The sequence below is a fragment of the Embleya scabrispora DSM 41855 genome (assembly GCF_000372745.1).
Classification (GTDB): Bacteria; Actinomycetota; Actinomycetes; order Streptomycetales; family Streptomycetaceae; genus Embleya; species Embleya scabrispora.
The window spans coordinates 1-24,520 of sequence record NZ_KB889688.1 but is presented as its reverse complement, the minus strand read 5'-3'; the positions used below and the strand labels follow the sequence as shown (position 1 = coordinate 24,520).

Sequence of the window (24,520 nt, the reverse complement as noted above, 5' to 3'; positions counted from 1 at the left end):
CCGGCGCGGTGCCCCGGCCCGGAAACCGAGCCGGGCGGTCCGCCGACCGGCGCGGATGATCTTGGCGAATGTGCGGACTTCGAGCGTGCCCACCCGTATCTTTGATCGTTGGTCATGGGTCGCACGCCTGCCGTGGCCGACAGTCGTACCGCCGTACAGCGCCATCGAGCCACCGGGAGTTCGTGTGAGTCGCACGTCGCGTTCCGTCCCTGTCGATCCCGCGCGCCACCGGCGGCGATCCGCGGCCCGGGCCCGGGTGGCCGCGCTGGGTCTGGTGCTCGTCACCGGTTTCGCGCTCGCCGGCTGCTCGGAGTCCAAGGCCGGCGCCGCCGCCACGGTCGGCGGGGACCGGATCGAGATCTCCACCCTGAACGCCAAGGTCGACCGGCTTGAGCAGGCGTTCTCCCGCAACAACCTGGCGCTGACCGGCACGAGTGCCCAACTGGAGGCCAACCAGGCCGAGTTGGTACAGCTCATTTCGCGGCGGGTGGTCGACGAGGCGGCCCGGCGCAATCACGTCACGCTGAGCGCGACCCAGGTGCTCCAGGCCCGGCGCACCCTGGAGAAGAGGTTCGGCAGCCCGGAGGCGCTCCAGGTCCGGCTGCTGCAGACGGGGGTGCTGCCCGGCGAGGTGGACGAGTTCGTGCGCACCGAGGCGCTCAAGCCGGAGATCGCCAGGGCGCGCGGGATCCAGCTCGACTCGGCCGAGGCCCAGACCCAGCTGAACGGCTACCTGAGCGACGTGGCGAGCTCGATGAAGATCACCGTGAACCCGCGGTACGGCACCTGGGACTCGGCGAAGCTGGGCACGACGCCCGCCGCGTACTCGTGGCTCGCCGCGGGTACCCAGCCCGCCGCGCCCGGCCTCGTGGAGGTCCCGTCCGGCGCGGAGAGCGGCACCTGACCCGGACCGTAGGCTGGCCGGGTGAGTGACTCGCCTGCTTCCGCGCCGCCCGCCCGTCTCGTCCTGCTCGCCGGTACCCATCGGGTCGCACCCGGTCTGTTGAGCTGGCCCGCGTGGCACACGCTGCGCGAAGCGGCCGGCACGCCGACCGGGTGCGTGCTGACCGCGGACGCCGACCACCCGCAGCTGCCGTACCTGCGCGAGGCGGGCGTCGAAGTCGAGATCGTCGACCTCGACGCGGGCCCGCGCGCGCTTGCCCGCCGGTTGTTGGAGCGGGCCCGGACCGGCTTGGTGGTGTGGCTCGCGGCCACCGACGACGACCCGGGCCTGGGTTCGGCGCTCGCGCAGGTCGCGGCGGGCGGCGAGGACGCCGAGCCGATCCCGGAGATCGAACTGCTGCCCGGCGCGTGGGACCTGCCGGGTGCGCGACTGCTCGACCTGGTCGCGGTGATGGACCGGCTGCGCTCGCCCGGCGGTTGCCCGTGGGACGCGAAGCAGACCCACGAGTCGCTCGCGCGGTACCTGGTCGAGGAGACCTACGAGCTGGTCGACGCGATCGACTCGGGGGACCGGGAGCACCTGCGCGAGGAACTCGGCGACGTGCTGATGCAGGTGTTCTTCCACGCCCGGGTGGCCGAGGAGGACGAGGCCGACCCGTTCTCGATCGACGACGTGGCCGGCGGCATCGTGGACAAGCTGATCAGCCGTCACCCACACGTGTTCGCCGACGTGGAGGCGGACACCCCGGAGGCGGTCGAGGCCAACTGGGACACGCTCAAGGCGGCGGAGAAGAGCGACCGGGACTCGGCGCTGGACGGAGTGGCACTGAGCCAACCGGCGCTGGCGTTGGCGGCGAAGTACTTGTCCCGTACCGCCAAAGCGGGCTTGACCGTGCCCACACCCGCGCTGCCGACGGCCTTCGAGGACGACGACTACGCCGGCCCCGAGGCGATCGGCGACCTGCTGCTCGCCGTCACCGAACTGGCCGCCCGCCAAGGCGTCGACGCCGAGACCGCGCTGCGCGCCGCGACCCTGCGCCACGGCGACCGGGTGCGCGAGGCCGAAGGACGATAGCCGAAACGCACGAGGGCCCGGAACCGATCGGTTCCGGGCCCTCCTCGCGTCAATCGATCACACGCGGCGGAAGATCAGCGCGCGCTTCACTTCCTGGATCGCCTTGGTGACCTCGATGCCACGCGGGCACGCCTCGGTGCAGTTGAAGGTCGTGCGGCAGCGCCACACGCCCTCCTTCTCGTTGAGGATCTCCAGGCGCTCCTCGGCGCCCTCGTCCCGCGAGTCGAAGATGAACCGGTGCGCGTTGACGATCGCGGCCGGGCCGAAGTACTGCCCGTCGCTCCAGAACACCGGGCACGACGTGGTGCACGCCGCGCACAGGATGCACTTGGTGGTGTCGTCGAAACGCTCGCGATCCTCCGGCGACTGCAGTCGCTCGCGCGTCGGCTCGTTGCCGGACGTGATCAGGAACGGCATCACGTCCTTGTACGCCTGCATGAACGGATCCATGTCGACGACGAGGTCCTTCTCCAGCTTCAGACCCTTGATCGCCTCGACCGTGATCGGCTTGGCCATGTCCAAGTCCTTGACCAGGGTCTTGCAGGCCAGCCGGTTGCGGCCGTTGATCCGCATCGCGTCCGAGCCGCAGATCCCGTGCGCGCACGAGCGCCGGAAGGTCAGCGAACCGTCCTGCTCCGCCTTGATCTTCATCATCGCGGTCAGGATGCGCTCGGTCGGGTCGGCCTCGACCTTGAAGTCCTGCCAGTACGGCTCCGCGTCGGTCTCCGGGTTGAACCGGCGGATCCGCAGGGTGATCGTGATCAGGGTGTGGTCACGCTCGGCGGCCGTGGCTCCGTGCCCCTTGCCGGGCGCGGTCTCTTCCACTACGGCAGTCATCAGTACTTACGCTCCATCGGCTGGTAGCGGGTGACCACGACCGGCTTGTAGCCCAGGCGGATCGAGTGCTCGCCCTTCGCGTCGACCTCGCGGTAGGCCATCGTGTGCTTCATGTAGTTCTCGTCGTCGCGCGCCTGGAAGTCCTCGCGGGCGTGCCCGCCGCGGGACTCCTTGCGGTTCTGCGCGCCGACCACCAGGACCTCGGCGAGGTCGAGCAGGAAGCCCAGCTCGATCGCCTCCAGCAGGTCGGTGTTGTACCGCTTGCCCTTGTCCTGGATGGAGACGTCCAGGTAGCGCTTCTGCAGGCCCTTGATGTCGGAGAGCGCCTGCTTCAGCGTCTCCTCGGTGCGGTAGACGCCCGCGTTGGCGTCCATCGTCTCCTGCATCTCGGCGCGGATCGCGCCGACCCGCTCGGTGCCCGCGCTGTCGCGCAGCCGCTCGATCATCTCGACCACGGTGGCCTCGGGGGCCTCCGGCAACTCGACGAAGTCGTGCGACGTGGCGTACTCGGCGGCGGCGATGCCGGCGCGCCGACCGAACACGTTGATGTCGAGCAGCGAGTTGGTGCCCAGGCGGTTGGAGCCGTGCACGGAGACGCAGGCGACCTCGCCGGCCGCGTACAGACCGGGCACCACCGTGGTGTTGTCCGAGAGCACCTCGGCCTCGACGTTGGTCGGGATGCCGCCCATCGCGTAGTGCGCGGTGGGGTACACCGGGACCAGCTCGGTGGTCGGCTCGACGCCCAGGTAGGTGCGCGCGAACTCGGTGATGTCGGGCAGCTTCTCCTCGATCTGCTCCGCCGGCAGGTGGGTCAGGTCGAGGTAGACGTAGTCCTTGTTCGGGCCCGCGCCGCGGCCTTCGAGCACCTCCAGGACCATCGAGCGCGCGACGATGTCACGCGGCGCGAGGTCCTTGATGGTCGGCGCGTAGCGCTCCATGAAGCGCTCGCCGTCGGCGTTGCGCAGGATGCCGCCCTCGCCGCGGGCGCCCTCGGTGAGCAGGATGCCCAGGCCCGCGAGACCGGTCGGGTGGAACTGGTAGAACTCCATGTCCTCCAGCGGCAGCCCCCGGCGCCAGGCGATGCCCATGCCGTCGCCGGTGAGGGTGTGCGCGTTCGAGGTGGTCTTGAAGACCTTGCCGAAGCCGCCGGTCGCGAAGATCACCGACTTGGCCTGGAAGACGTGGATCTCGCCGGTGGCCAGCTCGTACGCGACGACGCCCGAGGTGGTCTTGTTGCCCGCCTCGTCCTCGGCCAGGAGCAGGTCGAGCACGTAGAACTCGTTGTAGAACTCGACGTTCTGCTTGACGCAGTTCTGGAACAGCGTCTGCAGGATCATGTGGCCGGTGCGGTCCGCCGCGTAGCAGGAGCGGCGCACGGCCGCCTTGCCGTGGTCGCGGGTGTGTCCGCCGAAGCGGCGCTGGTCGATCCGGCCCTCGGGGGTCCGGGAGAAGGGGAGGCCCATCTTCTCCAGGTCCAGGACGGCGTCGATCGCCTCCTTGCACATGATCTCCGCGGCGTCCTGGTCGGTGAGGTAGTCACCACCCTTGACCGTGTCGAACGTGTGCCACTCCCAGTTGTCCTCCTCGACGTTCGCGAGGGCGGCGCACATGCCACCCTGCGCGGCGCCGGTGTGCGAACGCGTGGGGTACAGCTTGGTCAGTACGGCGGTACGGCTGCGCTTGCTCGACTCCAGGGCCGCGCGCATGCCGGCGCCGCCCGCGCCGACGATGACGGTGTCGTACTTGTGGGTCTGCATGATGCTCGTTCAGTCCTCGGGTACTGGTCAGCTGCCGATGTTCGGGTCGAAGGTGAAGATCACCAGGGTCCCCAGGAAAAGCACGATCAGCGCGGACGTGTAGAGCAGCGCCTTGAGCCAGAACCGGGTCTGGTCCCGCTCCGCGTAGTCGTTGATGATCGTGCGCAGACCGTTGACACCGTGCAGTTCGGCGAGCCACAGCATGATGAGGTCCCACGACTGCCAGAACGGCGAGGACCAGCGGCCCGCGACGAACGCGAAGCCGATCCGGCTGACCCCGCCGTCGAGTACGAGCTGAATGAGCAGGTGGCCCAGGACCAGAACGACCAGCAGGATGCCCGACAGCCGCATGAACAGCCAGCCGTAGAGCTCGAAGTTGGTCTTGGTCGAACGGGGCGAACGCTTGCTGCGGGGGCTTTCGATCGACGGACCGCCGCCGTGGATCTTGGGCGCGTTCTCAATCGTTGCAGACACGTCAGCTCCCGAAGATGGTCTTGATCGTGTGCTCCAGGATCCGCGGCAGGCTGGCGGCCATCAGGATCAGCCAGACGGCCAGGACGGTCCACAGCATGTGCTTCTGGTAGCGCGGGCCCTTCTCCCAGAAGTCCACCGCGATGATCCGCAGACCATTGAGTGCGTGGAACAGGATGGCCGCGACGAGCCCGTACTCGAGCAGGTTGACGAACGGGTTCTTGTAGATGTCGATCGTCTGGTCGTACGCCTCGGGAGATACGCGAACGAGTGCGGTGTCGAGGACGTGCGCGAACAGGAAGAAGAAGATGAGGACGCCGGTGACTCGATGAGCCACCCAGGACCACATGCCTTCCCGGCCGCGGTAGAGCGTTCCAGCCGGCACGGAAACTACCCTCCGGGTGCGGTACAGGTGGGGACGCGGCCGGCTGGGAGGGTGTCCGCATTCCGTGTCGGACCCTCTGGTTGTCGGTCGGCCCGGCCGGGTATCGGTCGCCCGGCCCCGGCCATGGTAGCCATCGATGAGGGGGCCCCTTGTGGCAGGGCGCGCGATGTGATCCATTCCGCACGACGCGGTGGAACCATCCGGGTGAGCCGGACGTCACGGGTCACGAATTGCTGACGCCCCGTCAGCACTCGTACGGGTGAAAGCGCCACGCTTGCGGACGAAAGTTCGAGGCAAGCGCGGAGGCCCGGATCACAGAGGTGACCGGCCGGTAGGGCCGGCATCACATCGGGAGTGCGTATTCATCCGCCCCGTCGGTCCCTACGATGCGACCCATGACGGAGGCTACTGTCGATGGCGGCACGTCTACCGGATCCACCTTCGCGAGCCAGTTCCCGCAGCCCACGCGGGAACAATGGCAGCGCCTCGTGGCCGGCGTGCTCCGCAAATCGAAGGTGCTGGGCGAGAACGACGCGCCCGAGCGCCCCGAAGACCTGCTGGCGACCACTACCTACGACGGCATCGAGCTGTCCCCGCTGTACACGGAGGCGGCCGCCCGGCCGGGCGTTCCCGGGCTGAGCCCGTTCGTCCGGGGCTCACGCGCGGCCGGACACGCGGCGGACGGTTGGGACGTGCGCCAGTTGCACGCCGACTCCGACCCGGCCCGGGCCAACGAGAGCGTGCTCGCCGATCTGGAGAACGGGGTCACCTCCGTCTTCCTGCAGGTGGGTGACGGCGCGCTGGCGCCGGTCGACCTGGCCCGCGCGCTCGCCGGTGTGCTGCTTGACCTGGCGCCGGTGGCCCTGACCACGGGTGCCGACTTCGTTTCGGCCGCCGACGCGCTGCTCGCCGTCTTCCGCGCGAGCGGCGTCGCCCCGGGCGAACTGCGCGGCAACGTGGGCGCCGACCCGATCTCGCACCACGCGCGCACCGGGGCGGGCGCCGACGTGGCCGCCGCCGCCGAGCTCGCGGCCCGGGTGCACGCGGAGTTCCCGGGCCTGCAGGCCATCGCCGTGGACGGGCAGCCGTACCACGAGGCGGGTGGCTCGGAGGGCCAGGAACTGGGCGCGACCACCGCCGCCGGCGTCGCGTACCTGCGCGCGCTGACCGACGCCGGACTCGACGTGGACACCGCGCTGGGGCTGCTCGAGTTCCGCTTCGCGGCCACCGCCGAGCAGTTCCCGACCATCGCCAAGCTGCGCGCGGCCCGCCGGTTGTGGGCCCGCGTCGCCCAGGCGTCCGGTGCCTCCGCCACGGCCGGTGCCCAGCGCCAGCACGCGCTGACCTCGTGGGCGATGACCACCCGGCGTGATCCGTGGGTCAACATGCTGCGCACCACGGTCGCCTCCTTCGCGGCCGGTGTCGGCGGTGCCGACGCGGTCACCGTGCGCGCCTTCGACGCCGCGATCGGCCTGTCCGACCCGTTCTCCCGGCGGATCGCCCGCAACACGCAGGCGCTGCTCCTGGAGGAGTCGCACCTGGCGCAGGTGATCGACCCGGCCGGCGGCTCGTGGTTCGTCGAACAGCTCACCGACGACCTCGCGCGCACCGGTTGGGCGTTCTTCCAGGAGATCGAGCGGCGCGGCGGAATCGTCGCCGCGCTCGACTCCGGATGGCTCGCCGGGCAGCTGGCCGAGGTGCGGGCCGAGCGGGACAAGGACATCGCCGACCGCACCGACCCGATCACCGGCGTCAGCGAGTTCCCCAACCTGACCGAGGTGCCCGTCGTGCGCGAACCCGCGCCCGACGTCCCGGTCTCCGCCGCCGGGTTGCCCCGGGTGCGCTACGCCGAGGCGTACGAGTCGCTGCGCGACCGCTCGGACGCGCTGCTCGCCGCCTCCGGTGCGCGCCCGAGCGTGTTCCTGGCCACACTGGGCCCGCTCGCGCAGTACACCGCGCGGGCCGGCTTCGCCGCCAACCTGTTCGCCGCCGGCGGCATCGCCACCGTCGAAGCGGGCATCACCGCGACGGACGAGGGCGCGGTCGAGCAGATCCTGGACCGGTGGACGGCGGCCGGCCGGCCGGCGACCGTCGTGCTGACCTCCTCGGAGAAGTTGTACGCGACCCTGGCGGCACCGGTCGCCGCCGCGCTGCGCGAAGCCGGCGCCCGCCGGATCCTGCTCGCGGGCCAAAAGGGGCACGGAGCCGACCTGGACGGGTACGTGTACACCGGGTGCGACGCGCTCGCCGTCCTGCACGCCACCTACGAGACCGCGGCGGATTCCCCGGAGGGGGCGAAATGAGCATTCCCGACTTCACCCAGGTCGAGCTCGACGCGCCCGCGTCCGGTGACCTCGACGCGTGGCGGGACGCCGTGCGCGAGGAGACCGGCAAGGACGCGGACGCGCTGACGCACGACACCCCCGAGGGCATCCCGCTCAAGGCTCTGTACACCGAGGAGGACCTGGAGGGGCTCGACTTCCTGGGCACCTACCCGGGCATCACGCCGTTCCTGCGCGGGCCGTACCCGACGATGTACGTCAACCAGCCGTGGACGATCCGCCAGTACGCGGGCTTTTCCACCGCGGAGGAGTCGAACGCGTTCTACCGGCGCAATCTGGCGGCCGGCCAGAAGGGCCTGTCGATCGCGTTCGACCTGGCCACGCACCGCGGCTACGACTCGGATCACCCGCGGGTGACCGGCGACGTGGGCATGGCGGGTGTCGCGATCGACTCGATCTACGACATGCGTCAGCTCTTCGACGGCATCCCGCTGGACCGGATGTCCGTCTCGATGACGATGAACGGCGCGGTGCTGCCCGTGCTCGCGCTCTACATCGTCGCGGCGGAGGAGCAGGGGGTGGCACCGGAACACCTGACGGGGACGATCCAAAACGACGTCCTCAAGGAGTTCATGGTCCGCAACACCTACATCTATCCGCCCAAGCCCTCGATGTCGATCATCTCCGACATCTTCGCGTACACCTCGCAGAAGATGCCGAAGTTCAACTCGATCTCGATCTCCGGCTACCACATCCAGGAGGCCGGGGCCACGGCCGACCTGGAGCTGGCGTACACGCTCGCGGACGGCATCGAGTACCTGCGCGCCGGGGTCGAGGCGGGCCTGGACATCGACGCGTTCGCACCGCGCCTGTCGTTCTTCTGGGCGATCGGGATGAACTTCTTCATGGAGGTCGCCAAGCTGCGCGCCGCGCGCCTGCTGTGGGCCGACATCGTGAAGTCGTTCGGTGCCAAGAACCCCAAGTCCTTCTCGCTGCGCACGCACTCGCAGACCTCGGGCTGGTCGCTGACCGCGCAGGACGTGTTCAACAACGTGGTGCGCACCTGCCTGGAGGCGATGGCCTCGACCCAGGGGCACACCCAGTCGCTGCACACCAACGCGCTGGATGAGGCGCTCGCGCTGCCGACCGACTTCTCCGCCCGGATCGCGCGCAACACCCAGCTGCTGCTCCAGCAGGAGTCGGGTACCTGCGACGTGATCGACCCGTGGGGTGGCTCGGCCTACATCGAGCGGCTCACCCACGACCTCGCGGTGCGCGCCCGCGAGCACATCGCCGAGGCCGAGCGGGCCGGCGGCATGGCGTCGGCGATCGCCGAGGGCCTGCCCAAGCTGCGGATCGAGGAGGCGGCGGCGCGGACCCAGGCCCGGATCGACTCGGGCCGGCAGTCGGTGATCGGCGTGAACAAGTACCTGGTCGCCAGCGACGAGGCGATAGACGTGCTCAAGATCGACAACAAGGCGGTCCGCGAGGGCCAGTTGGACAAGCTGCGCAGGCTGCGCGAGGAGCGCGACGACGACGCGGTGCGTCGGGCGCTGGCCGCGCTGTCCGGTGCGGCGCAGGCCGACGTCGAGGGCACCCGGCCGCGCGACCTGGAGCACAACCTGCTGGCACTCGCCGTGGACGCCGCCCGGGCCAAGGCCACCGTCGGCGAGATCTCCGACGCGCTGGAGTCGGCGTACGGGCGTCACCAGGCGCAGATCCGGACGCTGACCGGGGTCTACCGGGAAGAGGTGGGCATGTCGCCGAACGTGGAGACGGCCCGCTCGCTGGTCGCCCGGTTCGAGGAGCTGGAGGGTCGCCGGCCGCGGATACTGGTGGCCAAGATGGGCCAGGACGGCCACGACCGGGGCCAGAAGGTGATCGCCACCGCCTTTGCCGACCTCGGCTTCGACGTGGACGTGGGCGCGCTGTTCCAGACGCCGGGCGAGGTGGCCCGGCAGGCGGTCGAGGCGGACGTGCACGTGGTCGGCGTGTCCTCGCTCGCGGCCGGTCACCTCACGCTGGTCCCGGCGCTGCGCCAGGAACTCGCGGCGCTGGACGCGCAGGAGATCATGGTCGTGGTCGGTGGGGTGATCCCGCCCGCCGACGTGCAGCCGCTGCTCGACATGGGCGCCACGGCGGTCTTCCCGCCCGGCACGGTGATCGCGGATGCCGCAGTGGACCTGCTCAAGGGCCTGTACAAGCAGTTGGACCACGAGCTGCCGGTCGACTGATGGCACGCGTGATCGATGTCGGCGCGTACGCCGAAGGCGTGCTCGCGGGCAACCGGACGATCCTGGCCCGGGCGGTCACGCTGGTGGAGTCCACCCGGGCCGACCACCGCGACCTCGCGCAGGAATTGCTGGTCAAGCTGCTGCCGCACGCCGGCGGTGCCCACCGGGTGGGCATCACCGGCGTGCCCGGTGTGGGCAAGTCCACCTTCATCGAGACGCTGGGCACCCGGCTGACCGGCGAGGGGCATCGGGTGGCGGTGCTCGCGGTGGACCCGTCCTCCTCCCGGCACGGCGGCAGCATCCTGGGCGACAAGACCCGGATGGGTCGGCTCGCCGTGGACGACAACGCCTTCGTGCGCCCCTCGCCGACCGCCGGCACCCTGGGCGGCGTGGCGCGGGCCACCCGCGAGTCGATCGTGTTGATGGAGGCGGCCGGCCACGACGTGGTGCTGGTGGAGACGGTCGGCGTGGGCCAGTCCGAGACCACCGTGGCGAACATGGTCGACTGCTTCCTGTTCCTGACCCTGGCGCGCACCGGCGACCAGCTCCAGGGCATCAAGAAGGGTGTCCTGGAGCTGGCCGACGTGGTCGCGGTGAACAAGGCGGACGGCGAGTACGCCCTCGCGGCCCGCCGGGCGGCCCGCGAACTGGCGGGCGCGCTGCGGCTGATGCGCCGGGCGGGCGAGTCGTGGACGACGCCGGTGCTGACCTGCTCCGGCCTGTCCGGCGAGGGCCTGGACGAGGTCTGGGACACCATCCTCAAGCACCGGCAGACCCTGGAGGCGACCGGCGAGTTGGCCGAGCTCCGGCGCCGACAGCAGGTCGACTGGACGTGGGCGACGGTGCACGACTCGCTCCTGGCGGAGCTGCGCGGGCACCCCGCGGTGCGGGCTATCGTGCCCGACCTCGAACGCGACGTCCGGGACGGCAATCTCACCGCGACGCTTGCCGCGTCTCGCATCCTGGACGCGTTCCATGGGCGGCAAGGGCAGTCCTGATCAATCGGGCGCTTGGTTGATACGGGGTCGAGCGCACGGAAGTCGGCCATTGCGGGAACGGGCATACAGGCATACCCCTACCGGCCGTAGCGCATGCGCCGGCGGGAGGCTTTTTTCTCACCCGAACGGGGGTAATTCGCTCCCTACCACGTCGCGAAGACCGATGCAACGTAGTCTTGCGTGGGTGAGCGAATCCCTCCCCGCCCAGGCCGCCGCCAAAGCCGCGGCTTTCGCCGACGAGCTGGTCGCCTTCCGGCGCGACCTGCACATGCACCCAGAGCTGGGTCGGGAGGAGTTCCGTACCACCGGGCTCATCCGGGAACGGCTGGTGCGCGCGGGCCTGCGCCCGCGGCTACTGCCCGGGACGGGCCTGGTGTGCGACATCAGACCCGAGCGGGCGTCACCCGCCGGCCGGGCCGTCGCGGACGACCTGATCGCCTTCCGCGGCGACATCGACGCGCTGCCGGTGGACGACGTCAAGGATGTGCCCTACCGCTCGACGGTGCCCGGCCGGGCGCACGCGTGCGGCCACGACGTGCACACCTCGATCGTGCTGGGCACGGCGCTGGTGCTGGCCGAATTCGCCCGTGAAGGGCTGCTGACGCGGCCGGTCCGGCTGATCTTCCAGCCCGCCGAGGAGAAGCTGCCCGGCGGCGCGCTGGATGTGATCAAGGCCGGGGGCCTGGCGGGCGTCGCGGAGATCCACGCGATCCACTGCGACCCCAAGGTCGAGGTCGGCCGGGTCGGGCTGACCGCCGGCGCGATCACCTCGGCCTGCGACCGGGTGGTGATCACGCTCAACGGGGCCGGCGGCCACACCGCCCGTCCGCATCGCACCACCGACCTGGTCACCGCGCTGGCCAAGCTCGCCTCGGAGCTGCCCTCGGCGTTCTCCCGGCGGATCGACCCGCGCTCGGGCGCCAGCCTGGTGTGGGGACGGATCCAGTCCGGCTCCGCGCCGAACGTGATCCCGCAGTCCGGTGAGTTGGAGGGCACGCTGCGCTGCCTGGACCTGGAGGCGTGGCGGCTGGCTCCGGATCTGATGCACGAGCTGGTGGACTCGATCGCCTCGACCTACGGCGCCAAGTGGGAGCTCGAACACCACCGGGGTGTGCCGCCGGTGGTCAACGACCCGGACGCGGTCGCCGCGATGCGCACGGTCGCGACCGGCGTGCTGGGCGCGAGTGCGGTCGAGGGTACCGAGCAGAGCCTGGGCGGCGAGGACTTCTCGTGGTTCCTGGACCAGGTCCCCGGCGAGCTCACCCGGCTCGGTGTGCGACCCGTCGGGGACCCCGTATACGACTTGCACCAGGGGACGTTCGACGTCGACGAGCGGGCGATCGGGATCGGCGTCGAATTGTTCGTCGGGCTGGCGCTGCGGCCCGTTCGCTGACCCCGGTCGGGCCCGGCGCGCGCCGTGCGGGCGGGAGCACCGAGATGGGACGTATGCGGAACTGTTAACCACCACGACCCCGGTCCCCGTTCCTCCCACGTTCGTAAGTCTGTAATGTTCCGACCCGGTGCCGTTCGATCTCGTGCGGCACCGGGTCTTTTCCGTCTTGTCATGTCGCGGACTGCCCGGTTCCGCGCCGACCCGTCTCGGCTCCGGCCACACAGCCGGGCTAACGGGGCGTGTTGCGGTGGCGATTCACGGATTTTGTCGCTCATATTCTTTTACTAGGTATGCTCTCCGACGGCTAGCAGGTCTACGCGCGTTTACCAGGGAACCAAGCGCGTCAGAGTCTGCATCTGGGAGCAGCGCCCGAAGGGGCGCTCATCGGAAGGAGACACCCGTGCGCCGGGTATCCAAGGTGACCGCAGCTGCGGTCGGCGTCACTCTCGCCCTTACTGCCACCGCCGCGTGCGGTAGCAAGCCCAAGGACGACGACAAGAAGTCGAATTCGGGCACCAGTGCCACCCCGGGTGGGTCGCAGGCCGCCAAGATCGACTTCAAGGCCTGCATGGTGACGGACACCGGTGGCATCGACGACCGCTCCTTCAACGCCTCCTCGTGGGCGGGCCTGCAGCAGGCCAAGTCGGAGCTCGGCGTGGACGTGAAGTACATCACCTCGAAGACCGAGAACGACTACGTTCCGAACCTCAACAGCCTCGTGAACGACAAGTGCGGCCTGATCATCGCGGTCGGCGGCCTGATGGCCGACGCGACCAAGGCCGCCGCGTCCACGCACAAGGACCAGAAGTTCGCGATCGTCGACTCGTCCAGCATCGAGCCGAACGTGCAGGGTCTGCAGTTCAACACGGCCGAGGCCGGCTTCCTCGGTGGTTACCTCGCCGCGGGCTACTCCAAGAGCGGCAAGGTCGCCACCTTCGGCGCGCTGCCGATCCCGCCGGTCACCGTGTTCATGGACGGCTACGTCCAGGGTGTCAGGTACTACAACCAGACCAAGGGCAAGAACGTCCAGGTCATCGGTTGGGACGACGTCAAGGGTGACGGCTCGCTCGCGGGCAAGTTCGACTCGCCGGCCGACGGCGAGCGGATCACCAACGACTTCATCGCCCAGGGCGCCGACGTGATCATGCCGGTCGCCGGCCAGACCGGTCTGGGCGCGGCGTCCGCCGCGCAGAAGAGCGGCGGCAAGGCCAGCATCATCTGGGTCGACCAGGACGGTTACGAGAGCGCCTCGCAGTACAAGTCGGTGTTCCTGTCGACGGTGACCAAGGACATCAAGGGCCAGGTGTTCAACGCGGTCAAGGCCGCGGCGAACAACCAGTTCACCACCAAGGCCACCATCGGCACGCTGGCCAACAACGGGGTCGGCCTGGCGCCGTTCCACGACTTCGACTCGAAGGTCCCCGCCGACCTGAAGGCCGAGCTGAACACGGTCAAGGCCGACATCGTCAGCGGCAAGATCAAGATCACCTCGAAGAACCAGCCGAAGAGCTGACCCAAACGATCGGGCGCCGTGGAAGCAGATTCCACGGCGCCCGTGTCCGTACCGCCCGGGCCCCGCGGGGACCCGGGTCGAACCCGTAGCGGCCCCTTGCGGGGGGCGTAGCCGAGGAGGTCTCCGCGTTGAAGCTCGAACTGCGCGGAATCACGAAACGGTTCGGGTCGCTGGTCGCCAACGACCACATCGACCTGACCGTCGAGCCGGGGGAGATCCACTGCCTTCTCGGTGAGAACGGTGCCGGCAAGTCGACTCTGATGAACGTGCTCTACGGGCTCTACGAGCCCAGCGAGGGCGAGATCGTCGTCGACGGCACCCCCCGCAAGTTCCGGACCGCCGGTGACGCGATCGACGCGGGCATTGGCATGGTCCACCAACACTTCATGCTGGTCCCGGTCTTCACCGTCGCCGAGAACGTGATGCTCGGCCACGAGGAGACCAGGTCGCTGGGCTGGCTGGACCGCCGTCGGGCCCGCAAGAAGGTGCTCGACCTCGTCGACGAGTACGGCCTCAAGGTCGACCCGGACATGCTGGTCGAGGACCTCCCCGTCGGTCTGCAACAGCGGGTGGAGATCCTCAAGGCACTGGTGCGCGACGCCAAGGTGCTGATCCTCGACGAGCCCACCGCGGTGCTCACTCCGCAGGAGACCGAGGAACTGTTCCGGGTGATGCGCGCGCTGCGCGCGTCCGGCCACTCCATCGTGTTCATCACGCACAAGCTCAAAGAGGTCAAGGCCGTCGCCGACCGGATCACCGTGATCCGGCGCGGCAAGGTGGTCGGCACCGCGGATCCGGCCTCCTCGGAGAAGGAACTCGCGTCGCTGATGGTCGGCCGGCCGGTCAAGCTGGTGGTCGACAAGGACCGGGCACAGCCGGGCGAGGTCCGGCTGGCGATCGAGGACCTGACCGTGCTCGACGGCAACGGCCAGGCCGTGGTGGACCGGGTCGACCTGCGCCTGCGCGAGGGCGAGATCCTGGGCATCGCGGGCGTGGACGGCAACGGGCAGAGCGAGCTGACCCAGGCCATCCTGGGCCTGCGCGCGCCCGCCGCCGGGAAGATCAGCCTGGACGGACAGGACCTCGCGGGCAGGAGCCCGCGGCAGATCCTCAACTCCGGCGTGGGCTTCGTGCCCGAGGACCGTCAGCACGACGGCATCGTCGGCGACTTCACCGTGGCCGAGAACCTGGTCCTGGACATGGTCACGCAGGCGCCGTTCGGGCGGCGCGGATCGATCAACCCGGGTGCGGTGCGCGACAACGCGCGGCAGCGGGTCGAGGAATTCGACATCCGCACGCAGACCATCGAGTCGCCGGCCGGCACCCTATCCGGCGGCAATCAGCAAAAGGTCGTCGTGGCGCGCGAACTCTCGCGCCCGCTGCGGCTGTTCATTGCCTCGCAGCCCACCCGAGGGGTGGACGTGGGCGCGATGGAGTTCATCCACAAGCGGATCGTGGCCGAGCGCGACGTCGGCACCCCGGTGATCATCGTGTCCACCGAGTTGGACGAAGTGGTCGCGCTGGCCGACCGGATCGCGGTGATGTACCGGGGTCGGATCGTCGACATCGTGCCGCCCACCACCTCTCGGGGCGACCTGGGTCTGCTGATGGCCGGCGTGATCCCGAGCAGGGATCCGGCCGAGCCGGCACCCGCCGCCGAACCGGACGCGACCGGGACCGAGCCGGCCGCACCGACCGCGACCAACGAGAGCGACGCAACCCCGGGGGAGGAGGACCCAGCGTGACCGAGGACAACAAGAGCACGCCAGGTGAGCCGAGCAAGGCGAAGCCGGCCCCGACCAAGACGACCGAGCCGGCCGGGGCGAGCGCCTCGACGCCCGCCAAGCCCTCGCTCGGTCGAGCCATGCTCGACGCGATCATCACCGGCAACTCGGCCGTGGTGACCTTCCTGGCGATCGTGCTCGCGCTGGTCGTCGGCGGCGTCCTGATGATCCTCGCGGACCAGGACGTGCTCGACGAGTACAAGTACTTCTTCGCCGCCCCGGGCGAGGCGCTGTCCAGCTCCTGGACGCTGGTCTCGGACGCCTACACGGCGATGTTCAAGGGTTCGATCGTGAACCCGGACAGCTTCTCCGAGGGGTCGATCGAGGACATCTTCCGGCCGATCTCGGAGACCATCACCCAGGCCACGCCGCTGATCTTCGGCGGTCTCGCGGTCTCGATCGCGTTCCGCACCGGGCTGTTCAACATCGGTGCCCAGGGCCAGATCATCGCCGGCGCGGTGTTCGCGTCGTGGATAGGGTTCGTCGTCGATCTGCCGCCGGTGATCCACCTCGTCTTCGTGATCCTGGCCGGCGTGATCGGCGGCGGTCTGTACGCGGGCATCGCCGGTTTCCTCAAGGCTCGCTACGGCGCGCACGAGGTGATCGTGACGATCATGCTCAACCACATCGCGGTGCTCATGCTCGGCTGGTTGTTGACCACCGACACCTTCCGCCGCGGCGGCCAGGCGCAGCCGATCGGCAAGGACGCGCACGAGAACGCGGTGCTGCCGAACCTGTTCGGCGACAACCTGCGGATCCACTTCGGCATAATCCTGGCGCTGCTCGCGGCCGGGATCTACTGGTGGTTGCTCAACCGCTCCACGCTCGGCTTCGAACTGCGCGCGGTGGGCTCCAACCCGGACGCGGCGCGTACGGCGGGCATGAGCGTGGCCCGGGCGCAGATCCTGGCCATGGTGATCGCCGGTGCGATGGCCGGCCTCGCCGGTGTCTCGCAGGTGATGAGTTCGACCAACCCGGCGCACACGCTGACCCCGAGCATCGACGCCGGCATCGGCTTCGACGCGATCACCGTGGCCCTGCTCGGCCGCACCAAGCCGCTGGGCACCGTGCTGGCCGCACTGCTGTTCGGCGCGCTGCGAGCGGGCGGTTCGGTGATGCAGGCGTCCGCGAACGTGTCGGTCGACATCGTCATCGTCATCCAGGCCGTGATCGTGCTGTTCGTCGCGGCGCCGCCGCTGGTGCGTTCGATCTTCCGGCTGCGCGGTGCCCGCAAGGGTGCCGAGGGCGGGCCGTTGGCCGCCAAGGAGACCGTGGGGGTCCAGTCATGACCGAGCGGAACCCTGAAGGAGGCACGCAGGTGGCGGACACCGTGATCGCCCCCGACGTGGAGGCCCCGGTGAACCCCACCGGCGAGGCCGCCGACGTGGTGCGGGCCGCGGCCCGCAAGAAGGCCCTGATCACGGGCATCGGCTTCATCCTGGTCGGGCTGTACGCGTTGTGGGCGTTCGGTTTCGGCACCAAGAGCGGCGTCGACGCGGTCTTCGGGATGACCGTGCCCAACCGGGACACCACCGAGGTCGGCGACCTGTCGCTGCCCGCGCGGGCCGTCGCGATCGCGATGTCGGTGCTGTGCATGGTCGCGGGCGTGCTGCGGATCGTGCTGGACCGGTCGCGCCTGGCGATCCGGCTGAGCATCGCGCTGTTCCTGATCGCGTTCGTGATCGCGTTCCTGGTGTGGGCGGTCGCGGGCAAGCAGATGTCCTTCGCGGGCGCCCTGCAGAACACCCTGCTGGCCGCCGTACCGCTGGTGCTCGGCGCGCTCGCGGGTGTGATCGGTGAGCGCTCGGGCGTGGTCAACATCGCCATCGACGGTCAGTTCCTGTTCGGCGCGTTCGCCGCCGCGCTCACCGGCTCGATCACCGGGTCGTTGTGGGCGGGGCTGGCCGCGGGCATGGTCGCGGGCGCGCTGATCGGCGGGCTGCTCGCGGTCTTCGCGGTGCGCTACCTGGTCGAGCAGGTCGTCCTGGGTGTGGTGATCAACCTGCTGGTCACCGGCATCACCGGCTTCCTGTACACGCAGCTGTTGCAAAAGGACCCCGAGGGCTACAACAACCCGGGCGTGTTCGAGAACATCCGGATTCCGGGGCTCGCGGACATCCCGGTGATCGGCCCGGTCCTGTTCGACGTGAACATCATCGTGTACCTGATGTACGCGCTGATCGTGATCGTGCACCTCGGCCTGTTCCACACCCGCTGGGGCCTGCGGGCCCGCGCGGTGGGCGAGCACCCGACGGCGGCGGACACGGTCGGCATCAAGGTCAACGCGACCCGGTACCGCAACGTGATCATGGCGGGCGCGATCGCCGGCATCGGCGGCGCGTTCCTGACCATCGGCACGGTGGGCACCTTCTCGAAGGACATGACCTCGGGCGCGGGCTACATCGCGCTCGCGGCGGTCATCTTCGGGCGCTGGCGTCCGCTGGGCGCGGTGGCCGCGGCGCTGCTGTTCGGCTTCACCAGTGCGCTGGCCACGTCGCTGCAGCCGCTGAACACCTCGATCCCGAGCCAGTTCCTGCAGATGATGCCGTACGTCGTGACGATCTTCGCGGTGGCCGGTCTGGTCGGCAAGGTGCGCGCGCCGGCGGCGGCCAACAAGCCTTACACGAAGGGCTGACGGGCGTGTCGGAGATCGATTGGCCGGCGCTGCGGGACGCGGCGACGGCGGCGATGCGGGGGGCGTACGCGCCGTACTCGAAGTATCCGGTCGGCGCCTCGGCGCTGGTGGACGACGGCCGGATCGTGTCCGGGTGCAACGTGGAGAACGCGTCGTACGGCCTCACGCTGTGCGCGGAGTGCGGCCTGGTGTCCGCGCTGCACGCGAGCGGAGGCGGCCGGCTCGTGGCCTTTTGCTGCGTGGACGGCGAGGGCGCGGTACTGATGCCGTGCGGGCGCTGCCGACAACTGCTGTGGGAGCACGGCGGCGCCGAGATGTTGCTGGAAACCAAGCACGGGGTACGGCCGTTGCGGGAGATCCTGCCGGAGGCCTTCGGGCCCGGCGACCTTCGCTAGCAATTGCTCGTGACCCGAACCGGTCGCCGCGGCGGCCAAGAGAGAACGGACAGCATGGACGCGATTTCGGTCATCCGTACGAAGCGGGACCGCGGTGAACTGACGGCGGCTCAGATCGACTGGGTGGTCGATGCGTACACGCGCGGCGCGGTCGCGGACGAGCAGATGTCCGCGCTCGCGATGGCCATCCTGCTCAACGGCATGACCGCGGCCGAGATCAACCGCTGGACCGACGCGATGATAGCGTCGGGTGAGCGGATGGACTTCTCGACGCTGTCCCGGCCGACCGCGGACAAGCACTCGACCGGTGGCGTGGGCGACAAGATCACCCTGCCGCTCGCGCCGCTGGTCGCCGCGTGCGGCGTGGCCGTCCCGCAACTCTCGGGCCGCGGCCTGGGCCACACCGGCGGCACGCTGGACAAGCTGGAGGCCATCCCCGGGTGGCAGGCGGCGCTGTCCAACGACGCGATGATGCGCGTACTCGAGGACGTCGGTGCGGTGATCTGCGCGGCGGGCGACGGCCTCGCGCCGGCGGACAAGAAGTTGTACGCACTGCGCGATGTGACCGGCACGGTCGAGGCGATACCCCTGATCGCCAGCTCGATCATGAGCAAGAAGATCGCCGAGGGCACCGGCGCGCTGGTGCTCGACGTCAAGGTCGGCTCCGGCGCGTTCATGAAGGACCTGGCCAACGCGCGCGAACTGGCCCGCACCATGGTCCGGTTGGGCGTGGACCACGGGGTCAAGACGGTCGCGCTGCTGACCGACATGTCCACGCCGCTGGGGCTGACGGCGGGCAACGCGCTGGAGGTCCGCGAGTCGGTCGAGGTGCTCGCGGGCGGCGGCCCGGCGGACGTGGTCGAGCTGACCATCGCGCTCGCGCGCGAGATGCTCGCGGCGGCCGGTCAGACCCGGATCGACCCGGCGGACGCGCTGCGCGACGGCTCGGCGATGGACGTGTGGCGCCGGATGATCCAGGCCCAGGGCGGCGACCCGGACGCGAAGTTGCCGGTGGCGCGCGAGACCCAGGTGGTCACGGCGTCGTTGTCCGGTGTGCTGACCCGGGTGGACGCGTACGCGGTCGGCGTCTCGGCCTGGCGCCTGGGCGCGGGCCGGGCCCGCAAGGAGGAGCAGGTCCAGGCCGGCGCGGGCGTCGAACTGCACGCCAAGCCGGGCGACATCGTCACCGCCGGGCAGCCGCTGATGACCCTGCACACCGACACCCCGGAGCGCTTCGGCTACGCGAGCGAGATCCTGGCCGACGCGGTCACCATCGCCCCGGCCGGCACCGCCTTCGAGCCCACCCCGATCCTGATCGACCGGATCGGCCCGACGGCCTGACGGCCCGACCCACGCACCGAGGCCCTCGACTCCCGACCGGGAGGCGAGGGCCTCGTCGTGTGCACGGGTGGATCGGCGGTCGGCCTATTCCACGGGGTACGGGCCGAACATGGTGCCCTCGTGGGCGTCCGGGTCGCGTTCGAGCCAGTCCATCCGGTGTTCGAGGAAGGTGGACACGAACTCGCGCATGTGCGGTTCGAGGTCCTCCGCGGAGCGCCGGACCTCGTACGGGAACAGCGTGCCGTCGGCCTCCTCGTGCAGGTGGTACCGGAGCGAGCCGGGCTCCGCGCGGGTCGGCTCGACCAGGGCCGAAAGCAGCGCCTTGAGTTCGGCGGCGCGGTGCGGCCTGGGGCGGAGCGAGCCGTAGATGGTGTGTGCCGGTCTGCTGCCCTGCGTCGAGGGCCCCGGAGCGGATTTCGACCCGTGCGTGATCGGCTACCCGCGCGACGCACCGGACGGAATCGACGCACGGATCACCGGACTCCAGGACGCCCGATCGTCTCTGGCCGGCATCCTCGCGGCCACCGAACGCGGCACACCGGTCGCCGCGGGATATCGGGTCGAACTCACGGCCGCGGCACGCCGTAGCGGCCGTGGAACACGTTGCGCTCCAGCGCCCGGCGCCCGGGGTGACGCCGGTCCTCGGCCGGTCGGCCGACCGCGACGATCAGCGCTATCGCCAGGTCGTCGCGATCCCCGATGCCGATCGCCTGCTTGACCAGGGCCTCGTCCCAGCCGTTCATCGGCGACGTGGCCAGGCCCAGTTCGCCGGCCGCGAGCATGACGTACGTGGCGGCGATCATCGCGTCCTTGACCGCGTACTCGCGCAACATCCCACGCGCGGCCAGGTCCTGCTGGAACTCCTGCGACGCCGCCGCGAACATGGTGACGAACGCGTCGTTCCAGGCCCCGTTGCGGAGCGCCTGCTCGTACACGTCGGCATGCTCGTCGCGCCACGCCTGCGGCTCGGCGACGAAGACCAGCAATACGGGCGCCTCCCGGGTCTGCGGCTGACCACCGGTGGCCTCGATCAGGCCCGCGCGGCCCACGTCGTCGGTGACCACCACGATCGAGCGGTCCTGAAGGTTCCAGCTCGTGGGGGCCTCGATGGCGAGTTCGAGCAGAGTCCGGAGGGTGTCGGCCGGGATCGCCTCGGGGCGGTAGTGGCGGACGGTGCGGCGGGTGCGGATGGCCTCGGCGACCGAGGCGGTGCGGATCGACGTGTCGTTGCTCATGGCCACAATTTTGGGAGAGTCACTCTCCAGTGGGAAGTAGGCACTAATTGGTGCGCTACTCTCCTCGAATGGTGACCATTGTCGAATCGATCGGCCTTCCCGCCGATGTCTACAGCGCCAAGTGCGCGACGCGTCAGGTCCTGGACCACATCGCCGGCAAGTGGACGGTGCTGATCGTGGACGCGCTGCGGGACGGCACGATGCGGTACACGGACCTGAGCCGCCGGATCGAGGGCGTGTCGCAGAAGATGCTCACCCAGACCCTGCGCGGCCTGGAGGCGGACGGCTTCGTGCTGCGCACGGTGACCCCGACCATCCCGCCTCGGGTGGACTACGAACTCACCGAACTCGGGCGCAGCCTGGGTGAGCCGATCCGCGCGCTGCGCGAATGGACGGAGACGCACATCAACGAGATCGAGCGGGCCAGGGTCACTGCGGCCGAGCGCAAGGCGGCCCTGGGCTACTGAACGGGCACGAGCCGGCCGCCCACCCGCGCGGACGTGCGATCGCGTCGACCCGAGGGCGCACCGTCGCACTCGTCACAGGGTCCGCCACATCAGTGCGGTGATCAGCACGGCCGAGGCCAGGACCACCAGCAGGCAGCCGAGCAGCGCGCAACCCGCGCGCACGGTGTGCGGGCGGTACACCCGGCCGAAGTCGTCGCGGTCGCCCGGGTGGGGGCCCGGGACCGGGTTGTGCCGCTCGTCCATGGGCTCAGCATGCCAAGGCCGGCCGGGGCCCGATCGAGGCCCCCGGCCGACCGGGGCACGCTGCTCAGGCGGTCGAGCGCACGTGTGCGCGGGGGTGCCGCCGGATCGGTGCGGGCGCCGGTGCGCCGGCCACCCGGCCGTGGAGGCCGTGGGCCACCACGCCGGCCGCGGCCATCAGCACCAGCACGAGCACCACCGCACCCGCCCAGCCCCGGCCGTGGAAGGCGACGCCGCCGATCGGGCCGCCGGCGCTCGCCCCGAGGTAGTAGGCCGCCAGGTACAGCGCGGACGCCTGCGCGCGGCCCTCGGTGACCCGCAGGCCGACCGCCGAACTGGCCGCCGAATGGCCCGCGAAGAAGCCCGCGGTGAGCACGATCAGGCCGACCACGACCAGCGCCAGGTTGTCCGGGAGGGTCAGCAGCGCGCCCGCGGCCGTGATCGCCGCCGCGGCCCACAACGTCGCACGGTGCCCGATCCGCCCGACCAGCCGGCCCGAGGCGGCCGAACTGAACGTACCCGCCAGGTAGATCACGAAGATCGCGCCGACCACCGTCTGCGGCAGCCCGAACGGCTCGGCGAGCAACCGGTAGCCGAGGTAGTTGTAGACGGTGCCGAACGCCGCCATGAACACCATGCCGAGCAGGTACAACCGACGCAGCACCGGGTCCGCGAGGTGCGCGCGCAGCACGCCGGTGAGTTGCCGCGCGCTCATCGCCGACGGGGTGAAGTTGCGCGACGGCGGCAGCAACACCCGGAAGGCGACCGCCGACCCCAGCGCCAGCACGCCGACCGCCACCAGGGCGACCCGCCATCCGCCCAGGTCCGAGGCCAGTCCGGTGACCAACCGGCCGCCCATGCCGCCGATGCTGTTGCCCGCCACGTACAGCCCCATCGCCGAGCCCAGCGAGGGCCCGTCGACCTCCTCGGCGAGGTAGGCCATCGCGGTCGCGGGCAACCCGGCCAGGGCGACGCCCTGCGCCGCGCGGAGCACCACGAGCGTGCCGAAGTCCGGGGCGAACGCGGCCAGTACGCCCAGCAGCGCGGCGCCGAACACGGAGATCGTCATCACCCGCGAGCGGCCCCACCGCTCGGACAGCATGCTCACCGGGATCACCGCCAGAGCCAGCGCACCGGTGGTCACCGAGACCGAGAGGCTGGCCGTGGCCGGGTCCAGGTCGAACCCGTCGGACAACTCCGGCAGCAGTGTCTGGGTCGCGTAGAGCATCGCGAAGGTCGAACAACCCGCGGCGAACAGCGCCAGGTTCACCCGGCGATACGCGCGCGAACCGCGCGTGTGCCGGATTGCCGCGGTAGCGGTCGGGACGGTGCTTGGGGCGGGGTCCGATGAGCTGTTCGAGGCGGGCATGAATACGAAACTAGGCCGCGTCTTTTCATGCGTCCAATGCATGTTTGGGCAAGAATCCATGCTGTGTCGTATGACAGCAGATCAGCGGAGGTTTCCGCGGCCATCGTCCCGCTCCTGACGCAATTCGCGGCGGTCGCCCGCGAGGAGCACATCACCCGAGCCGCAGCCGGCCTGGGCATCCCGCAGCCCACGCTCAGCCGCACGATGGCCCGACTGGAGGCGGACGTCGGCGTGCCGCTGCTGGCCCGCACCGGGCGGGGGGTGGCGCTCACCCGACAGGGCCACACCCTGCTCGGCTATGTGGAACAGGCGCTCGCGCTGCTGGAGCGCGGCCTGGACGAGGTGATCGAGGACGTGGGCGGGGCGCGCGGCAAGGTCGCGTTCGGGTTCCTGCACACGATGGGGCCCGAGGCGGTGCCCGGCCTGCTGCGCGCCTTTCGGGTGCACCACCCGGGCATCCGCTTCCAACTCGTCCAGGTGTCGGCGTCGGCGATGCTGGAGCGCATGCGCGCCGGCGAACTCGACCTGTGCCTGACCGCGCCGTTGCCGGACGCACCGGACCTGGCCGTGCGGGCGCTGGATGATCAGCGGCTTTACCTGGTGGTGCCGGCCGACCACCGGCTCGCGCACCGCCGCCGGGTGCGGTTGGCCGAGGCGGCCGAGGACGTCTTCGTGTGCATGGAGCCGGGCTACGGGCTGCGCCGGATCACCGACGCGCTGTTCGCCGAGGCCGGGTTCGTACCCAGGATCGCCTTCGAGGGCGAGGAGGCCGAGACGCTGCGCGGCCTGGTCGCGGCGGGCCTGGGCGTCGCGCTGCTGCCCGCACCCGAGGTGCCGCGCCCGGGCACCGTACACCTGGCCGTCACCGCGCCCCGGGCCTTTCGCACCATCGGGCTGGCCTGGGTACCGGGCCGACCGGAGACCACACCGGTACGCCTGTTCCGCGAGTTCGTCCTCAGCCGCCGCGGCAACCTCCTACACCCGAACCACCCCGAATCCTGAACCCCCACCACCCCCACCGGACCACTCCCCGACGCACCCCCACCCCCACCCCGCCCGCCCTTCGCCACCCCCCGGCGCGTCAGCGCCCCCGACCGCGGCCGCCCCCAGCGATCGACGCGCGAAGCGCGGAGAGCGGCGGAGCCGCAGAACTTGGACTTCGTGGCCCGGAGCGAAGCGGAGGGACACGAAGTCCCGAGCGAGGGG

At 70.4% G+C, this 24,520-nt stretch carries 21 protein-coding genes and 1 pseudogene; 14 read left to right on the top strand and 8 right to left on the bottom strand.

Going from position 1 to position 24,520, the window contains the following annotated elements:
• The first annotated feature begins 184 nt into the window (after positions 1 to 184).
• Both A3IC_RS58120 and A3IC_RS0134165 read left to right on the top strand, forming a co-directional pair.
• Positions 185 to 904, top strand: coding sequence for a SurA N-terminal domain-containing protein (locus A3IC_RS58120; RefSeq protein ID WP_158696202.1), 720 nt, complete (start codon positions 185 to 187; stop codon positions 902 to 904).
• Positions 905 to 925: 21 nt separating this feature from the next.
• Complete coding sequence (locus A3IC_RS0134165; RefSeq protein ID WP_026219070.1) at positions 926 to 1,978, top strand: nucleoside triphosphate pyrophosphohydrolase; 1,053 nt, start codon at positions 926 to 928, stop codon at positions 1,976 to 1,978.
• A gap of 57 nt (positions 1,979 to 2,035) precedes the next feature.
• Here the strand turns inward: A3IC_RS0134165 and A3IC_RS0134160 are convergent, their stop codons facing one another.
• Genes A3IC_RS0134160 through sdhC form a run of 4 tightly spaced genes read right to left on the bottom strand, consistent with a single transcriptional unit; the run spans position 2,036 to position 5,428 of the window.
• On the bottom strand, positions 2,036 to 2,818 hold the full coding sequence (locus A3IC_RS0134160) for a succinate dehydrogenase iron-sulfur subunit (RefSeq protein WP_026219069.1): 783 nt from the start codon (positions 2,816 to 2,818) through the stop codon (positions 2,036 to 2,038).
• Positions 2,815 to 4,572, bottom strand: coding sequence for a succinate dehydrogenase flavoprotein subunit (sdhA, locus tag A3IC_RS0134155; RefSeq protein ID WP_020554576.1), 1,758 nt, complete (start codon positions 4,570 to 4,572; stop codon positions 2,815 to 2,817). Before sdhA ends, A3IC_RS0134160 begins: the two co-directional genes overlap by 4 nt.
• Before the next feature lie 27 nt (positions 4,573 to 4,599).
• Positions 4,600 to 5,046, bottom strand: coding sequence for a succinate dehydrogenase hydrophobic membrane anchor subunit (locus A3IC_RS0134150; protein ID WP_020554575.1), 447 nt, complete (start codon positions 5,044 to 5,046; stop codon positions 4,600 to 4,602).
• A 1-nt stretch (position 5,047) separates the two neighbouring features.
• Positions 5,048 to 5,428: a succinate dehydrogenase, cytochrome b556 subunit gene (gene sdhC, locus A3IC_RS0134145; protein ID WP_040877621.1), complete on the bottom strand. Its 381-nt coding sequence runs from the start codon at positions 5,426 to 5,428 to the stop codon at positions 5,048 to 5,050.
• Positions 5,429 to 5,823: 395 nt separating this feature from the next.
• On the opposite strand from sdhC, the gene A3IC_RS0134140 reads away from it, so the two are divergent.
• The 10 genes from A3IC_RS0134140 (at position 5,824) to A3IC_RS0134095 (ending at position 20,003) form a co-directional block, all read left to right on the top strand.
• Positions 5,824 to 7,731 carry a methylmalonyl-CoA mutase family protein gene (locus A3IC_RS0134140; protein ID WP_052173937.1) on the top strand — a complete coding sequence of 636 codons (1,908 nt, stop codon included), beginning with the start codon at positions 5,824 to 5,826 and terminating at the stop codon, positions 7,729 to 7,731.
• Positions 7,728 to 9,944: a methylmalonyl-CoA mutase gene (gene scpA, locus A3IC_RS0134135; protein WP_020554572.1), complete on the top strand. Its 2,217-nt coding sequence runs from the start codon at positions 7,728 to 7,730 to the stop codon at positions 9,942 to 9,944. Before A3IC_RS0134140 ends, scpA begins: the two co-directional genes overlap by 4 nt.
• Positions 9,944 to 10,942: a methylmalonyl Co-A mutase-associated GTPase MeaB gene (meaB, locus tag A3IC_RS0134130; protein ID WP_020554571.1), complete on the top strand. Its 999-nt coding sequence runs from the start codon at positions 9,944 to 9,946 to the stop codon at positions 10,940 to 10,942. Before scpA ends, meaB begins: the two co-directional genes overlap by 1 nt.
• Before the next feature lie 163 nt (positions 10,943 to 11,105).
• Positions 11,106 to 12,335, top strand: coding sequence for an amidohydrolase (locus tag A3IC_RS0134125; protein ID WP_026219067.1), 1,230 nt, complete (start codon positions 11,106 to 11,108; stop codon positions 12,333 to 12,335).
• A gap of 400 nt (positions 12,336 to 12,735) precedes the next feature.
• Complete coding sequence (locus A3IC_RS0134120; protein ID WP_020554569.1) at positions 12,736 to 13,848, top strand: BMP family lipoprotein; 1,113 nt, start codon at positions 12,736 to 12,738, stop codon at positions 13,846 to 13,848.
• Positions 13,849 to 13,976: 128 nt separating this feature from the next.
• On the top strand, positions 13,977 to 15,593 hold the full coding sequence (locus tag A3IC_RS0134115) for an ABC transporter ATP-binding protein (protein WP_020554568.1): 1,617 nt from the start codon (positions 13,977 to 13,979) through the stop codon (positions 15,591 to 15,593).
• A complete protein-coding gene (locus tag A3IC_RS0134110; RefSeq protein ID WP_020554567.1) occupies positions 15,590 to 16,921 on the top strand; it encodes an ABC transporter permease in 1,332 nt (443 codons plus the stop codon). The genes A3IC_RS0134115 and A3IC_RS0134110 overlap by 4 nt, the downstream gene beginning before the upstream one ends.
• A 29-nt stretch (positions 16,922 to 16,950) precedes the next feature.
• Positions 16,951 to 18,267, top strand: coding sequence for an ABC transporter permease (locus A3IC_RS0134105; RefSeq protein WP_020554566.1), 1,317 nt, complete (start codon positions 16,951 to 16,953; stop codon positions 18,265 to 18,267).
• Positions 18,268 to 18,272: 5 nt separating this feature from the next.
• On the top strand, positions 18,273 to 18,662 hold the full coding sequence (locus tag A3IC_RS0134100; protein ID WP_020554565.1) for a cytidine deaminase: 390 nt from the start codon (positions 18,273 to 18,275) through the stop codon (positions 18,660 to 18,662).
• A 54-nt stretch (positions 18,663 to 18,716) separates the two neighbouring features.
• Positions 18,717 to 20,003 carry a thymidine phosphorylase gene (locus A3IC_RS0134095; RefSeq protein WP_020554564.1) on the top strand — a complete coding sequence of 429 codons (1,287 nt, stop codon included), beginning with the start codon at positions 18,717 to 18,719 and terminating at the stop codon, positions 20,001 to 20,003.
• A gap of 195 nt (positions 20,004 to 20,198) precedes the next feature.
• Here the strand turns inward: A3IC_RS0134095 and A3IC_RS72700 are convergent.
• A pseudogene (locus A3IC_RS72700) lies at positions 20,199 to 20,372 on the bottom strand (putative quinol monooxygenase); the annotation flags it as partial.
• A 197-nt stretch (positions 20,373 to 20,569) separates the two neighbouring features.
• A complete protein-coding gene (locus A3IC_RS0134085; RefSeq protein WP_020554562.1) occupies positions 20,570 to 21,238 on the bottom strand; it encodes a nitroreductase family protein in 669 nt (222 codons plus the stop codon).
• 68 nt (positions 21,239 to 21,306) lie between these two features.
• Between A3IC_RS0134085 and A3IC_RS0134080 the strand changes: the two genes are divergently transcribed.
• Positions 21,307 to 21,705 carry a winged helix-turn-helix transcriptional regulator gene (locus A3IC_RS0134080; RefSeq protein ID WP_040877620.1) on the top strand — a complete coding sequence of 133 codons (399 nt, stop codon included), beginning with the start codon at positions 21,307 to 21,309 and terminating at the stop codon, positions 21,703 to 21,705.
• A gap of 72 nt (positions 21,706 to 21,777) precedes the next feature.
• On the opposite strand, the gene A3IC_RS69070 is transcribed toward A3IC_RS0134080, so the two are convergent.
• Both A3IC_RS69070 and A3IC_RS58115 read right to left on the bottom strand, forming a co-directional pair.
• Positions 21,778 to 21,948, bottom strand: a complete 171-nt coding sequence (locus tag A3IC_RS69070; protein WP_020554560.1) for a hypothetical protein — start codon at positions 21,946 to 21,948, stop codon at positions 21,778 to 21,780.
• 64 nt (positions 21,949 to 22,012) lie between these two features.
• Positions 22,013 to 23,215 (bottom strand): MFS transporter, encoded by a 1,203-nt coding sequence (locus A3IC_RS58115; RefSeq protein ID WP_020554559.1) that lies wholly within the window; start codon positions 23,213 to 23,215, stop codon positions 22,013 to 22,015.
• Positions 23,216 to 23,350: 135 nt separating this feature from the next.
• Here A3IC_RS58115 and A3IC_RS0134065 point away from each other — a divergent pair, with 135 nt between their 5' ends.
• The gene (locus A3IC_RS0134065; protein ID WP_052173936.1) at positions 23,351 to 24,316 is read left to right on the top strand and encodes a LysR family transcriptional regulator; all 966 of its coding nucleotides are present in this window, start codon (positions 23,351 to 23,353) and stop codon (positions 24,314 to 24,316) included.
• Positions 24,317 to 24,520: the final 204 nt, after the last annotated feature.

Coding starts and splice junctions, on each gene's coding strand:
- sdhA (WP_020554576.1), bottom strand. CDS start 4,572: ATGCAGACCCACAAGTACGACACCGTCATCGTCGGCGCGGGCGGCGCC.
- A3IC_RS0134140 (WP_052173937.1), top strand. CDS start 5,824: ATGACGGAGGCTACTGTCGATGGCGGCACGTCTACCGGATCCACCTTC.
- scpA (WP_020554572.1), top strand. CDS start 7,728: ATGAGCATTCCCGACTTCACCCAGGTCGAGCTCGACGCGCCCGCGTCC.
- meaB (WP_020554571.1), top strand. CDS start 9,944: ATGGCACGCGTGATCGATGTCGGCGCGTACGCCGAAGGCGTGCTCGCG.
- A3IC_RS0134125 (WP_026219067.1), top strand. CDS start 11,106: ATGCAACGTAGTCTTGCGTGGGTGAGCGAATCCCTCCCCGCCCAGGCC.
- A3IC_RS0134095 (WP_020554564.1), top strand. CDS start 18,717: ATGGACGCGATTTCGGTCATCCGTACGAAGCGGGACCGCGGTGAACTG.
- A3IC_RS0134085 (WP_020554562.1), bottom strand. CDS start 21,238: ATGAGCAACGACACGTCGATCCGCACCGCCTCGGTCGCCGAGGCCATC.
- A3IC_RS0134080 (WP_040877620.1), top strand. CDS start 21,307: ATGGTGACCATTGTCGAATCGATCGGCCTTCCCGCCGATGTCTACAGC.
- A3IC_RS69070 (WP_020554560.1), bottom strand. CDS start 21,948: ATGGACGAGCGGCACAACCCGGTCCCGGGCCCCCACCCGGGCGACCGC.
- A3IC_RS0134065 (WP_052173936.1), top strand. CDS start 23,351: ATGCATGTTTGGGCAAGAATCCATGCTGTGTCGTATGACAGCAGATCA.